The sequence below is a fragment of the Fulvivirga ulvae genome (assembly GCF_021389975.1).
In the GTDB taxonomy this organism is placed as follows: domain Bacteria; phylum Bacteroidota; class Bacteroidia; order Cytophagales; family Cyclobacteriaceae; genus Fulvivirga; species Fulvivirga ulvae.
The window spans coordinates 2,110,322-2,124,383 of sequence record NZ_CP089981.1; the positions used below are offsets into that span (position 1 = coordinate 2,110,322).

General features: G+C 44.0%; 9 protein-coding genes. 2 read left to right on the forward strand and 7 right to left on the reverse strand.

Annotated features, from left to right (window positions below):
• Nucleotides 1-60 precede the first annotated feature (60 nt).
• Nucleotides 61-4,053 (reverse strand): pectinesterase family protein, encoded by a 3,993-nt coding sequence (locus tag LVD17_RS08715; RefSeq protein ID WP_233766154.1) that lies wholly within the window; start codon nucleotides 4,051-4,053, stop codon nucleotides 61-63.
• A gap of 633 nt (nucleotides 4,054-4,686) precedes the next feature.
• Between LVD17_RS08715 and LVD17_RS08720 the strand changes: the two genes are divergently transcribed.
• Nucleotides 4,687-5,211, forward strand: a complete 525-nt coding sequence (locus LVD17_RS08720; RefSeq protein ID WP_233766155.1) for a hypothetical protein — start codon at nucleotides 4,687-4,689, stop codon at nucleotides 5,209-5,211.
• A gap of 22 nt (nucleotides 5,212-5,233) precedes the next feature.
• Here LVD17_RS08720 and LVD17_RS08725 read toward each other — a convergent pair whose 3' ends face one another.
• Nucleotides 5,234-6,196 (reverse strand): App1 family protein phosphatidate phosphatase, encoded by a 963-nt coding sequence (locus LVD17_RS08725; RefSeq protein ID WP_233766156.1) that lies wholly within the window; start codon nucleotides 6,194-6,196, stop codon nucleotides 5,234-5,236.
• Between the two features lie 259 nt (nucleotides 6,197-6,455).
• On the opposite strand from LVD17_RS08725, the gene LVD17_RS08730 reads away from it, so the two are divergent.
• On the forward strand, nucleotides 6,456-7,343 hold the full coding sequence (locus LVD17_RS08730; RefSeq protein WP_233766157.1) for a diacylglycerol/lipid kinase family protein: 888 nt from the start codon (nucleotides 6,456-6,458) through the stop codon (nucleotides 7,341-7,343).
• Between the two features lie 266 nt (nucleotides 7,344-7,609).
• Here LVD17_RS08730 and LVD17_RS08735 read toward each other — a convergent pair whose 3' ends face one another.
• The 5 genes from LVD17_RS08735 to LVD17_RS08755 form a co-directional block, all read right to left on the reverse strand.
• Nucleotides 7,610-9,439, reverse strand: coding sequence for an acyl-CoA dehydrogenase FadE (locus LVD17_RS08735; protein WP_233766158.1), 1,830 nt, complete (start codon nucleotides 9,437-9,439; stop codon nucleotides 7,610-7,612).
• Between the two features lie 79 nt (nucleotides 9,440-9,518).
• A complete protein-coding gene (locus LVD17_RS08740; protein ID WP_155175681.1) occupies nucleotides 9,519-10,694 on the reverse strand; it encodes a thiolase family protein in 1,176 nt (391 codons plus the stop codon).
• Between the two features lie 88 nt (nucleotides 10,695-10,782).
• Entirely contained in the window at nucleotides 10,783-11,157 is a 375-nt protein-coding gene (locus LVD17_RS08745) for a four helix bundle protein (protein WP_233766159.1), read from the reverse strand.
• A gap of 40 nt (nucleotides 11,158-11,197) precedes the next feature.
• Entirely contained in the window at nucleotides 11,198-13,600 is a 2,403-nt protein-coding gene (locus tag LVD17_RS08750; RefSeq protein WP_233766160.1) for a 3-hydroxyacyl-CoA dehydrogenase/enoyl-CoA hydratase family protein, read from the reverse strand.
• Nucleotides 13,597-14,058, reverse strand: coding sequence for a MarR family winged helix-turn-helix transcriptional regulator (locus LVD17_RS08755; RefSeq protein WP_155175687.1), 462 nt, complete (start codon nucleotides 14,056-14,058; stop codon nucleotides 13,597-13,599). Before LVD17_RS08755 ends, LVD17_RS08750 begins: the two co-directional genes overlap by 4 nt.
• Between the last annotated feature and the right edge of the window lie 4 nt (nucleotides 14,059-14,062).

The window sequence follows — 14,062 nt, forward strand, 5'->3', positions numbered from 1 at the left end:
CGATATTAAAGAAAGGCTGTCCTAAAAATCAGGACAGCCTTTCTGTTTTAAAAGAGCCAATCAATGAAGTATTAAACGCATTATAGCCGTCTGATCCCCCGCAATCAATCTGAGCTGGTATAGTCCTCCTGGCAAATCCGAACAATCTAAGGAAAGCCTTTGCTCTCCGGTCGAAAGATGATCTTCCCTGTATGATTTTACATTTTTACCGTCAGTTGTCAATATAAGTACCTCAACATCAGAAGATGTGGATAAATGAAATGAAATATTGCTGATACCTTCTGACGGATTGGGGTATAGGTTAATGACGGACTGGCGCTTTTCATAAACCGCTGTAGTCACTGCTTGCTTCACTTCAATAGTATATTCGGTTGTGCTGCCATCTTCTGCGGTAACAACCACCTGGTCTGAACCGGGTATATTATCAAATGCACCAATGCTAACCTTGGCGGCGGAGCTTCTGGCTTGTGCGGAAACAGTTACTTTGGTATTTTCAGGAACCTCAACCGTATAGGATGTGACCAGTGGATCAAATTCAGGAACGAGGGTGCCTTCAGCAACTGAAAGAGATACCAGCAAACTATCGTTATCCAGTGATTCCATCTGTGCCAGAGGGTCCCACCCATCGGTGCCTTTGGTAAAATTATATGGGGTAATTTCCGTGCCATCAGTCAGAAAAGGAGAAGTCAACAAAGTTGACCATGCAGCACGGCTCGCACTGTTATCTTCACCTGATGCTTCTATCGTTCCATATTCATACATACCGGGCGATTCACCGCCCAGTGAACTTGTCCAACCTATTGGCGAGATTAGCGATTGGCCTTCCGATCCAGGATATTCGGAAGCATCTACCCTGGTTTTGTAAAAAACCACCTCACTTGTGGTTGCCCTCCAGGGGCGTCCGAAGTATCCCGGCTTGGCACCGTTGACCGAGGCTGTTTCCACACCGGGAGTAGTTGACATAACCCTGCACTCATACATCAGGTATCCCCTGCCGGCGCTTTGCTGGGCCGCCGTGAGATATGACGCATCACTGGATTGGTCACTGGTATTCATCACCAGGTTAGTTTTGTAAAAAACTGCGGTCATGGCACCGAAAATATAATCTACAGCGCCCATCATGGCACCTTCATATACCAGTACCCTGGCTCCCGCACCTCCAAAAAAGGAATCCTGTCTGCCAACCACTCGACATCTGTCCAGAATTACTTTATCAGAATTATCGACTATAGCAATGGCAGCTGCCCGCTCTACATAATTTCTGTCTTGGATGGCAGTGTTGCCATAATCAGTTGGCCTTTCGCCCTTACCACCAACTTCCCACATCACAACCACATCCTCCGATTCTTTCTTTGAAATGTATTGATTAAATGAGTTTTCGAAAATGATATGACTGGCCTCAAAACCGTCAGCGGTAACTACCACAGTAGCATTCCAGTACGAGCCTGATCCTTCATTGGAGTGGGACAGGTATCCGTTTTGTTTGTTTACTTCCAGTATATCCGCGTGCCACTTTCGGTCAGGGCCCATGCTGTAGTAGTTGTAGCCTAAGCCGTAATAACCTGTAATCCTCACTGCCCCTGCCTCTATATCAACTCCCTGATTTTTCAGAGCGATGCTGGGGGTTTCAGCAGCATTTTTCAGGGTTATATTGTTTTCTTTGATTACGAGCATTTCCTCGTAATTCCCAGGATCTATCATCACTGTCACGCGCTCGTCGTTATTTCTCTCCATTTTGGTAATCGCATCCAACGCCTCTTTGATGGTTTTATAGGGTTTATCCACACCCACGTATATTTCCGGAGCATAATCAACGGCATCATAAACAGCAATTTCCGTTAAGTAGGTGGTAGATGCTGTGCTGCCAATAGTGATGGTTGCATATCCCGGTCCGGAACCAGGATAGACATAATCCACATGCTCTATCAAACCGGTTGAACCGGTTGAAGTAGTAACAGGATCACCTCCATCAATAGAAAAATCGGCGCTGAAATAGTATGAAACCCTGAGGTTTTTGCCGGCATCTATGGGTACCTGGATCGTTGCGCCGGATTTGGCAGAAAGGTGACCTTTAGCAACATCATTGGACATGCTGCCGCTAAGCAGTATTCCTTTGTAAGAAGTGGTACTGCCAGAAATTTCCTGATCATCAAACGACCACACAGTAACAGGAACGAAATCCAGTGTTTTTGCAGTAACCGCACCATTTACTGTCAGGTTAGAGGTTAAAGCCATCTGTACAGGAAAATCATCCAGCCCGGCATAACTAATCACATAAGAGCCATCGCGCAAAGCAACATCGCTAATGGCTGAAAAAGTATAGACATAGCCATCTTCGTACAAGTTGGTGAAGGTAAGGCTCAGACTACTCAATTGAGAATTGTCCAGACCAGATGTGGTAATGGCTATGCCATATACAGGCTTTGAGGCAAATATTATATCACTGCTTTGATCAGCCGCACCAATGGTTATTGTGCTATTGGTAATGTGGTAGTCGTTAACGCCCACGGCCGAAACGGTGTACTCAACATCTGGCTCCAGTTGCACCGTATACGAGGCAGAATTTAAATCGATTGCAGGTTGGGGTATAAAAATTTTATTCGCTACAGGGTCAGGGGTATATGCCAGTTGCAGGCTGGAAATATTGGCTCCCAGGCCTGTAATATTACCATTAACCGTATACAGCTCGATCTGCTCAACGGTTACATCAAGGTTTGTAGTTGCTTCGGTTACTTCAAGAATGCTGCTGCTGGTTATAAAATAACCGGCGGCATCAGTTAACTCCAGCTCGTAGGTATACCCGGCCGGAAGTTCGACACTGTACTGCCCGGAATTTACCACGGATGTCCAGGTTTTACCGGCTTGGTTTGTAAAGCGTATGCCGTATCCGTTTGGAATGCCACCGGCAAGACTTTCGTCTACTGATCCGGTTATTGTAGCATAGGTAGCATCCTTTCTGTATATCCTGTAGTAGCTTGGCTTTGCCTGGGTATCAAAAATACGGTAAGTCCCGGCTTGTTTGGCAACAAATTGGAGTTCCGTAAGGTCCGTGCCTACGGCCACGAGGTCTGTGTGCGCACTGGGATCAACTACATATTGGAAATTAATTATTCCATCGGCATCGGTTATCAGCATTACAGTAACTTCGTCGTCCTCATTTAAAGTAAGGCTCATATTTCGCCCTTCATTTGCCCTGGAGTTGACATATACCCGACCTGTATAGCCGGAAACGCCAGAAAGGTTTTCATCATACCTCGTTAAGTTGGTATTGGTAGTCCTTAGGCGGTCCCCGGAACCCCCTACCCAGCTTAATACTCCTGATGAGAAGCTGGGCAGCACGCTGCCGGACGTACCAGGAGTTATAGACCCGTCATACCAGGAGTTGATTTCTGACTCGGTCAGCATATTATTGTAGGTTTCGCTATTGAGCTGTTCTGCGCCAAAGTCCCAAACATCAATTTTACCATTGCCAGGGCCTATCTCAGGAGCATTTTCAATAGCAATGGCATGAATATATACCGTACCGGAAGATTGTAAGGTAGCCTTAACAACTCCTGCATTTCCTGAGTAAGCAAAACTTACTGGAAAGCCATCGGCCTCACCAGTATTTTCGGCAACCATACTACCTAGCGAATTACCCTGCTGATCCGTTAAGCTGAATACCGCATTATCGGCGCTATAAGTACAGGTTGTGAGCGTAATTATAGCATCGCCGGCCACTTTGACCTCAAAAGAATTGGCGTTATACATCGCAACTCCATGCGCCGGATCGTGCCACCAGAGCTGTGTTCCTACATTGCTTTTAAGGGTCAGAAGGCTATCACTGGTCACGAAGGTATCATATTTAATCTCTGTATCCTGAGGCATTTCACTCCCATCTGTAAGGCTATAGGTGTAGGTAGTACCGGGTTCAGGTTGAAGAGTTCGTGTGCTTTTGTTAATAGTATCAATATCCTTTCCCGGATAATTGGGATGGGCATTTACCCATGCTGTTCTCATTACTGAAATGATCAGTAATAAGATGATAAAGTAAGGTCTGAGGTTGTTTTTCATAGGATGGTTCTTATTTATAGATTAATCGTATTTTTATGTTGTGCAATCGATTGCGCATATCGAGCAAGCTTACCCTCTTCTCAAAAGTTTTGCTATGCACGTTATGATTTTGTTGTTCTAGCTCCCGTATAAATCCGGAAACTCGGTTTAATGCGTTACAACAGTAGGGGATAGCCGCTGTAAGCGCCAAACAGAAAGGCCACATCTTTATTGATCTTACCAATGCAGGTACAGATACTTACTAACACATCATCACATAAATGCCCGAGTTTCAAAAAAGGAAATATATTTCCCAATATCAACTTTATTCAGTTTTTAATTTTGGTAAATCATATAGAAGCAAAATAAAATAATGAAATATTTTTATTTAACTTAAAGTGCAGATATTCAGCACTATAATAAAAGTCTTCAATAGTTATAAGGTTTCTGTCCGGTTACCGTTTAGAATGTTGAAAGCATATACATTTAAGAATAACCAATTTTTTAAGTAAGAACCAAGTCAATTTTTTGTTCTCAACAGTATGGTTATCAGCACTTTGTAAGAATATTTTGATTTTGGCACGCAGGTTGTTCTTCTACTGAATTATTTAGGGGTTTTCTTCGTTAGCGTACGGAGGTTAAAGTTAAAGCAATATGAAAAAGAAAAGTTTACTTATGGTGGGATTGCTGTTAATAATAGGAGACGCTATGGCCGAAATGGCGGCCGCAACCTTTATGGCAGCAGCAGAAGGACAAAAGATCCAGGTTATTATTGATAAGAAGGTCATTAACAGTGAACCGAAAAGAGTAGTAAAAATTAAAGGAGCCGGAGGAGTACACCAGGTAAAAATTAAAGTCTTTAAAGGACCTAAGCTATTTACGACCAAAGAGCAGTTGCGCATAAGAGCGGGTTATAAAAATGAGTTTACCGTTTTTGTGAAGCCTGACCGCAGCCTTGAGGTAAAACGAACAAGATCAACCAAAATATACAATTCACAATATAAACGTCCTGACAGGTTTTACAACAGACGGTTTTATGCCGGTATCAAGACACGTCACAGGATACCAAAGGTCAGAATTCCTCAATTGGATCAGCGAAAAAATTATCTCGCCCAAAGTGCGACAGACCATAAGAGATATTTAGCTGTCTCCGAAAAACATGAGACAGCATTTGGTTAAAGACCTGGGTTAAGGCGGCTGATCAGCCGCCTTTTTTATTGTTGTCCTCAGACTCTACCAACTGCCCCACCAGGGATGCAGGCCGCTGGCTCTGACCTCTCGTTTCCTCTACTACATAAAGCATTTCTTCTCTTGATATTAGTCCATTGTCATAGGCATGCCGTGCTGCCTCTTCGGTATCGGTAACCAATAGCATCTCCACATTATGCTCCAGGAGCTCACGCGCTATGGTGTTAACCTTTTTATCCTTTTTCGATTTGGATACATCCCGAATGTATATAGCCTTTACCCTCTCCGGAAACTGGCGTGTGATCTCTGCATAAAGTAAACTATCCCTTTGCCCGCTATCGCCAATCAATATAAAAGGCAAATCATCAAAGGTCGACATCAGGTGTTTTATTTTTTCCAGTTTGTGATAATGGTTGCCTCCACCTGATGTTATTAGTTTCCACAAGCTGGTTTTCAGATCCTGCAGCAGGAAAGGTCCTTTGGGGATGTTTCTCACTTCGCAAAAGTCTTCGAGAAAATCATATAAATTCCACTCGCTGCTGCTTACATAAAATACCGGATTTTGTATAGATCTGTCTGCTCCCTGGTGAAGGGCATTGTAAAAAGCCGCCACGCCGGTAAAGGGCAGTCTGGTCTTTGAATTTTTGGTGAGGATAAGCCTAAGTTTGCTCAAAACTTTGGTAGCATGAGATATGAGGATGGTGTCGTCCACATCAGAGATCACTCCGTATCTGGCTTCCCCATTCCGGTGGATATAAACTTCTCCCTCAACCTCAAGCTCTTCCTGCTCGTCAACGATTTTATCCAAAACTTTATACCTCACCTTATGCCAGCCTGATACGGCCAACGGCTCATTAAAAATGAAGTCTTTTTCAAAATAGCCATTGCTGTCAGTTTCAACTACACACTCCTGGTCAAACAAAAGTATCTCGACCCTGACATCAGGAATCGGGCTACTCATGTAACGACTGATCATAGCCCTGAAGTTTTTACGGCTTTTATCCGTGTGAGCGGATTCATATAAAATCCGGTCATCAAGCACATGTCCGCGAATGTGAAGGAGCTTGCTGGTGCCATACCCACGATAGGGCAAAATAATAGGAGGAGCCAGCAGCCCGAGGCTCTTCTTGATACGAAGAGACAGCTTTTTGATCGGTTTACGAATAAACTTTTTAATGGTGGTTTAGTTTTATTTTATAACTAATAAGCCCATCTTAATGTTCCTATTATAATCTATGAATAAAATACTATTTGTAGTCAATCCTATCTCCGGAGGCATTGACAAATCAGACCTCAAAACGGAGCTCAAATCTTGCTGTACGGAAAGCAATGTAGCATTTGATTTAATAGAAACAAAAGGAGAAGACGACCACCGGTTGATCTCGGAAGAGATAGAGAAAAGCAAGCCTGACGCTGTAGTAGCGTGCGGTGGAGACGGCACCATTAATCTCGTGGCGCAGGTATTGCTGGGCAAGGGCATAAGTCTGGGAATAATTCCGTTGGGCTCTGCCAATGGGCTGGCTACCGAACTGCTTATTCCAAAAAATATAAGGAAAGCCGTCAAGATCATTATCAAAAATCATGTTATTGATATGGACGTCCTCCGCATCAATGGCAAATTTCTTTCCCTGCACCTCAGTGATGTTGGCTTTAATGCCAAATTGATCAAAAATTTTGATGAAGGTGGTTCACGGGGTAAACTGGCTTATGCGGCACATTTTTTTAAGGTGTTGTTTAAAAAGGCCCCCAGCAAATATACCTTCATAATGGGGGAAAACAGCTTCCGGCGAAGGGCCGAAATGGTAGTGTTTGCCAATGCCTCAAAGTATGGCACCGGGGCTGTGGTAAATCCGGACGGATGCCTGTACGACAAGAAATTTGAAGTTTGCATATTCAAGCCGTATCCCTGGTATGCCATATTCAGGCTGGCATTCGACTTTTTCACCGGGAGAATGAAACAATCTCCGTACGTTAAAATATTCTCTACCACCAACATAGTGGTAAGATCAAAAAAGAAAGTGCCTCTCCAGGTGGATGGGGAAGTAATGGGAGATTTCAAGCAAGTAAAGGTCACTCTTGAAGATGTTCCGTTGCCCATCATAGTGCCTCCGGGATTTAAGTAAAAAGGAAACAAACGTAAAACCTGTGGGGTAAATCGAGTTGAAAGTAAAGCAAGTAATGTGAAACTTCCCGCTAAAAATCAGTAAACCGCGCTTATTGTTATTATTATACGAGTTTGTCTATTGCTTTTGCCGATTGCTGATTAACAACTGTCTGTCAGCAAAGAGGTGAAAAATTTAGGGTCTCCCCAGAAATTCCGTTTATCCTAAAAAGGGAAGCTGCTGGCAGCCTCCCTTTTCGTGTTTAGGTTTGTGGTAATATATTCTGCTTAAAAAGGATATTGATTTTTAGCGATAACATGGTCTGCTATCCTTCTCCTTGCCTCTTTAAGGTTAAATGGTTCCAGTTTGGTAAATCTCTTCAGTCCCATCAACATCATTCTCTGCTCATCACCTTCAGCAAAAGCATAGATGGCCTGCTTACCTGCCGCTGCTGCTTTTTCGACTGCCTCATACAGATATACTCGCACCATGTCTGTTTCAAGCTTCATGGCTTCTTCGCCTTTCTGACCGATCAATTTCTCTACACGAAGTAAGCACGACTCTGCCACGTAACCTTCAATAAGCATATCAGCGAGGTTCATCAGTATCTCCTGCTCATCGCTCAGTTTTTGCATGAGCTTCTGAACAGCAGCACCAGCTACCATCAGACCCGCTTTTTTCAGGTTTCTAAGTACTTTCTTTTCTTTCGCAAAGATCTCGTCTCCATCAGAAGCGCCAAAATCAGGAATAGACATCAGCTCTTTTTGTACCGCCATTGCAGGGGTCATCAGGTCGAGCTGGCCTTTCATGGCTCTCTTCAACAGCATATCGATAGAAAGCATTCTGTTGATCTCATTGGTTCCTTCAAAGATCCTGTTGATACGAGCATCTCTGTAGGCTCTGTCCATCGGGCTTTCTGCGGAGAATCCCATACCGCCATAGATCTGCACACCTTCATCAGCTACAAAATCCAGCACTTCCGAGCCATGCACTTTAAGGATAGCACACTCAATGGCAAACTCTTCTACAGATTTAAGTCTGGCCTGAGCAGGCTCCATTCCCTGAGAAGTAAGCGATTCATAAGCATCGTCTATGTTCTGTCCTGCTCTGTAGTGGGCAGATTCAGACGCATAAACTTTAGTTGCCATTTCTGCTATCTTATGCTTGATAGCTCCAAAGTTGGAAATTGAAGTTCCAAACTGCTTTCTCTCATTAGCATAGTTCGTAGCATTGTCTATAATGGCTTTGCTACCACCAATAGCGGCTATACCCAGCTTGGCACGACCGATATTCAGGATGTTAACGGCAATCTTGAAACCGTTTTCTCTCTCTGAAAGCATGTTTTCCACAGGGACTTTGCAGTCGTTGAAGAAGATCTGGCGTGTAGAAGATCCCTTAATACCCATTTTCTTCTCTTCTTCATTCATGGTAATGCCACCAAAATCTTTCTCTACTATAAATGCAGAAAGGTTTTTGTCGTCATCAATTTTGGCAAACACGATAAAGACATCGGCAAATCCACCGTTGGTTATCCACATTTTCTGGCCATTGATGATGTAGTGCTTACCATCATCAGTCAATTTGGCTTTGGTCTTTCCGGAGTTGGCATCAGACCCTGAATCCGGCTCTGTAAGACAGTATGAAGCTTTCCACTCACCTGTAGCGAGTTTTGGAAGGTATTTGGCTTTTTGCTCTTCGTTACCGTAGTAGAGGATTGGTAAAGTACCAATACCGGTATGTGCTGAAATAGCTACGGCAAACGAATGGCCTGCTCCCAAAACTTCTGCTACAAGCATTGAGGTATTGAAGTCCATGCCGAAACCACCGTACTGCTCAGGAATAGATGTACCTAGCAGTCCCAGTTCACCGGCTTTATCCAGCAGTGAAGGCATCAGCTCGGGCTGCTTCATAGAGTCCAGCTCATCCAGCTTAGGATAAACCTCCTGATGAAGAAAATCTTTACAAGTCTGAGCAATCATTTTTTGCTCTTCTGTCCATTCTTCAGGGGTAAATATTTCTTTGGCTTCAGTTTCCCTGATTAAAAACTCACCCCCTTTTATTGCCGACGCAGTTCCGGCCGGCACTTCTTTTGATTGTTCTGTTGCTGTAGTGCTCATAATATTAAGATTATTAGATCCGGGATGGGAGATGTGAGATATTGAAAACCACATCTGCCGTCCCATTAGATTGTTAATGTTATTTCAAAAATTCATAAATACCGGCTACGCCTTGTCCACCACCGACACATGCCGTTACCATACCATACTTGCTTCCATTTCTTCTGCGCATTTCGTTAAGCAGGGTGATAGAAAGTCTTGCTCCGGTGCTTCCAAGCGGGTGGCCCAGTGCGATAGCTCCTCCGTTAACATTGATTTTGGACATGTCCAGGTCAAGGTCACGGATAACTGAAAGTGATTGGGCAGCAAAAGCTTCGTTCAATTCTATCAGATCGATATCGTTGATCTTCAACCCGGCTCTGTCGAGGGCTTTTGGAATAGCATAAGTTGGCCCTACACCCATAATACGCGGCTCTACACCTGCTGCGGCATAGCTTACCAGTCTTGCTACAGGCTCCAGACCCAGCTCTTTCACTTTTCTCTCCGACATTACCACCACAAAGGCAGCTCCGTCGTTGGTAGGTGAAGAGTTACCGGCTGTTACTGATCCTCCGGCGGCGAATACAGGCTTAAGCTTACCCAATACCTCTTTAGAGGTTTCCGGCCTCGGCCCTTCATCAGTGTCTACAGTAAATTCGCGGGTTTTCTTTTTGTTGTCTTCAACATAAGTTTCCTTCACAGTGATCGGTAGGATCTCATCTTTGAATTTACCTGCTTTTTGTGCCTCCACGGCTTTCATATGCGAATTGTAGGCAAATTCATCCTGATCGTCACGTGAGATTTTCCACTCCTGGGCTATTTGCTCAGCAGTAAGTCCCATGCTGGTGTAGTAGTCAGGGTGCTCTGAAGTGATGTTGTAATTCAGCGCGGTTTTATATCCCATAACCGGCACCATGGACATGGATTCGGTACCTCCGGCTATCACCACATCGGCCATGCCTGCATTGATCTTTGCTGAAGCCAAATGAATAGCTTCAAGCCCTGAGCCACAGTATCTGTTTATTACCATACCCGGAGTGTCGATACCCAGGGCCATCAAGGAGATCATTCTTCCCATTTGCATCCCCTGCTCCGCTTCCTGCACGGCATTCCCTACGATCACATCATCAACCATATTGTTTTCCAATCCGTCGATCGATGACATGAGGTGCTTAATAATATCCACAGCCAGATCATCAGGTCGAGTAAAGCGGAAACCGCCTTTCTTAGCTCGTCCTACGGCTGTTCTAAATCCTTTTACTATATATGCGTCCATTGTAGTATTTTAATTATTTTGTACGTCTATTTCGTTTTGTTTCCTTTTGCCTTTGTTAATCAGCAATCGGCAAAGGCAGTTGGCAACTTTAGCCACTCGTATACTTTTCAGGATAATTGATCATATGATTTAAAAGTCGTCCGATTTCTGCGGCCTCCTTATCAAGATTATCTTTTATCTCCGCTGTTATGTAATTACATTCTTTCGCAAAATCCAACCATACCTGGGTTTCGCTGTTTTCCATATCTGCGTCTGAAGTTTTACTTACAAAGTGAGCCGGATAAATCCTTTTCCGGTATGCTTCTGCTATCGAAGTGGATACCGATCTTGAAGACCTTCTGATTTGATCAGTTAGAGAATAAGTTTCTTCCTTTGGAAATGACTTTGATACTTCAAAAATTTTCATTGCCAGTTCAAAGGATTTTTTGTAAACCGTAAGCTCTTTAAAACCAAAATTCTTCATTCATTTAACAATTTTGCCGACTGCATCTGCCTATTGCCTACTAATTTCTAAGCGGTTTCCCCGTGGTCAATATCGACTGTATTCTTTCAAGGGTTTTCTTCTCTCCGGTCAGGGACAGGAAGGCTTCTCTTTCGAGGTCGAGCAGGTATTGCTCTGAAACTTCCTGTGGATATGACAGGTCTCCGCCGCTCATTACGTAAGCAATTTTGTTGGCAATCTTCACATCATGGTCTGAGATGTAGTTACCCATTCTCATACCATTCACTCCGGCCATAAACAAAGCCATACCGGTTTTACCCTGTACTTTGATGTTGGTAGCCTGGATCGGTTGTGTATATCCTGCATTGGCCAGCTCCAGCACTGTGGCTTTGGCGTCTGCTATTTGTCTGTCTTTGTTGATCGTGATCTTATCTTTCGGACGGATGATGTTCATGCCCATAGCCTCATGTGCCGAGGTGGCAACTTTGGCCGTAGCAATATTCATAAATGCATTTTGCAAAGCATTTAACTCCACATCACCTTCTTCTATGGCATCGGATACCCTCTTGGTCAGCTCCTTGGTTCCGCCACCACCGGGTATAAGGCCTACGCCAACCTCTACAAGACCGATATAGGTTTCGGCTGCTGCCTGTACCACATCGGCGTGCATGGTCATCTCACAACCTCCACCAAGGGTAAGGCCATGTGGTGCCACTACTACGGGAACAGATGAGTAGCGTACTCTCATCATGGTATTCTGGAAATGACGGATCATGAAATCTACTTCATCAAACTCCTGCTCTATGGCATACATAAATACCATTCCGAGGTTGGCTCCGGCAGAGAACTGCGCTCCCTGGTTACCGATCACCAATCCGCGGTAATCTTTTTCGGCCATATCTATGGCGCGGTTGATCCCTTCTACCACTTCACCACCAAGGGTGTTCATCTTGCTATGGAACTCAACGTTCAGCACGCCATCTCCAAGATCAAAGATGGTGGCTCCGGCGTTACTCCAAAGCACTTTGTTTTCACGGATGTTGTCGAGAATGATGTATTCGTCAGCACCGGGAACGGGCTTGTACGATTTGGATTCTATATCGTAATAGTTTCTGACACCGTCTTTTGCTGTGTAGAAGGATTCAATGCCTGAATCGAGCATGTCATAAACCCATTGGTTTGGTTTATAACCCATCTCTTCCATTTTCTCAACAGTCTTCTTCACGCCAACGGCATCCCATGTTTCGAACGGACCAACTTCCCAACCAAAGCCTGCACAAATAGCATCATCAATCTTATACAGTTCGTCCGCTATTTCCGGGATTCGGTTGGAGACGTATTTAAATAAAGCATAAAATGAATCTCTGTAGAATTCTCCTGCTTTGTCTTTTCCTGAGAATAAAGGCTTAAACCTTTCTTTAAGGTTTTCAATAGGCTTGGTAGCTTCAAGTGTACCAAACTTAACCTTTTGCTGAGGTTTGTATTCTAAAGTTTTAAGGTCGAGGGTAAGGATTTGGGTTTTGCCTTTTTCGTCTTTGGTTTTCTTATAAAAACCCTGGCCGGTTTTGTCTCCCAACCACTTGTTCTCTTCAAGCTTCGCTACTACTTCCGGTAATTTGAAAGTTTCGCGTCCTTCGTCGTTAGGCAGTCCCTGGTAAAGGCCATTGGCCACTTTGATAAGGGTATCCAGGCCTACAACATCCGAAGTTCTGAATGTGGCTGACTTGGGCCTTCCGATTACCGGGCCTGTAAGTTTATCCACTTCGTCAACATTCAGGTCGAGCTTCTGCATTGAGTCGATGACCTTAAGAATGGCATAAATGCCAACTCGGTTGGCGATAAATGCAGGTGTGTCTTTACAAAGTACTGTTGTTTTACCCAGGTAAAGATCTCCGTAGTGCATCAGAAAATCTGTTATCTCAGGGTCTGTTTTCGGTGTAGGGATGATCTCGAGTAATTTCAGGTATCTCGGAGGGTTGAAGAAGTGCGTTCCGCAGAAGTTCTTTTGGAAATCTTCACTTCTGCCATCCAGCATCAGGTGAATCGGAATACCAGATGTATTGGATGTGATGAGGGCACCTGGCTTTCTATGCTTTTCTACCTGGTCAAATACTTTCTTTTTGATGTCCAGGTTTTCCACAACTACCTCAATAGTCCAGTCACACTCTTTGATATCGGCCATATCATCGTCGAAGTTACCTAACGTAATTCGACTGGCAAAGGCCTTGTCGTACAAGGGAGCCGGATTCGATTTTATTGCAGACTCAAACGCCTGGTTAACAATTCGGTTCCTGACCGCTTTGTTTTCCAACGTAAGCCCTTTCTTCTTTTCATCCTCCGTTAGTTCACGGGGCACGATATCTAACAACAGCACTTTTACTCCAATGTTCGCGAAGTGACATGCGATCCGGGAACCCATGATCCCCGAACCCAACACTGCTACTTTGTTAATTCTTCTGGTCATTGTTGATTGATTGTTTTTCCGTTTTCGTATATATTATTATTCTCTATAATTCCATTGATGTCATTGATCACCTCAAAAAAGACTTTGAGTTTTGAATCAGGGATTTTAGCACGTACAGCTTCATTGAAGGCCAATACGGTTTTCCTCGAAACTTCCTTTTTCTCTTTACCTTTTTCCGTAAGGTGAATACGTACAGATCGTTTATCATTTTCGTCAGGCTTGCGATATACAAGGCCTTTCTCCTCCATGTTTTTCAATACACGGGTGAGGCTCCTGGATTCAAGACCCATAAGCGGGGCGATTTTTGTGGCCGGTGTGCCTTCTTTCGAAGAAATATTAAGCAGAACAAACCCAATCGAGGTCGTAATCTCCTGCTTCACTGCCTGCTGGTTGTACATTCTGGCTATCGCATGCCAGGCAGTTTTAATATTGTGGTCAATTGTTTCTTCTCTCTTCATTTAT

Bases quoted from the DNA above. Each gene is read 5' to 3' on its own strand.
- LVD17_RS08715 (WP_233766154.1), bottom strand. From the start codon at position 4,053: ATGAAAAACAACCTCAGACCTTACTTTATCATCTTATTACTGATCATT.
- LVD17_RS08720 (WP_233766155.1), top strand. From the start codon at position 4,687: ATGAAAAAGAAAAGTTTACTTATGGTGGGATTGCTGTTAATAATAGGA.
- LVD17_RS08725 (WP_233766156.1), bottom strand. From the start codon at position 6,196: ATGATCAGTCGTTACATGAGTAGCCCGATTCCTGATGTCAGGGTCGAG.
- LVD17_RS08730 (WP_233766157.1), top strand. From the start codon at position 6,456: ATGAATAAAATACTATTTGTAGTCAATCCTATCTCCGGAGGCATTGAC.
- LVD17_RS08735 (WP_233766158.1), bottom strand. From the start codon at position 9,439: ATGAGCACTACAGCAACAGAACAATCAAAAGAAGTGCCGGCCGGAACT.
- LVD17_RS08740 (WP_155175681.1), bottom strand. From the start codon at position 10,694: ATGGACGCATATATAGTAAAAGGATTTAGAACAGCCGTAGGACGAGCT.
- LVD17_RS08745 (WP_233766159.1), bottom strand. From the start codon at position 11,157: ATGAAGAATTTTGGTTTTAAAGAGCTTACGGTTTACAAAAAATCCTTT.
- LVD17_RS08750 (WP_233766160.1), bottom strand. From the start codon at position 13,600: ATGACCAGAAGAATTAACAAAGTAGCAGTGTTGGGTTCGGGGATCATG.
- LVD17_RS08755 (WP_155175687.1), bottom strand. From the start codon at position 14,058: ATGAAGAGAGAAGAAACAATTGACCACAATATTAAAACTGCCTGGCAT.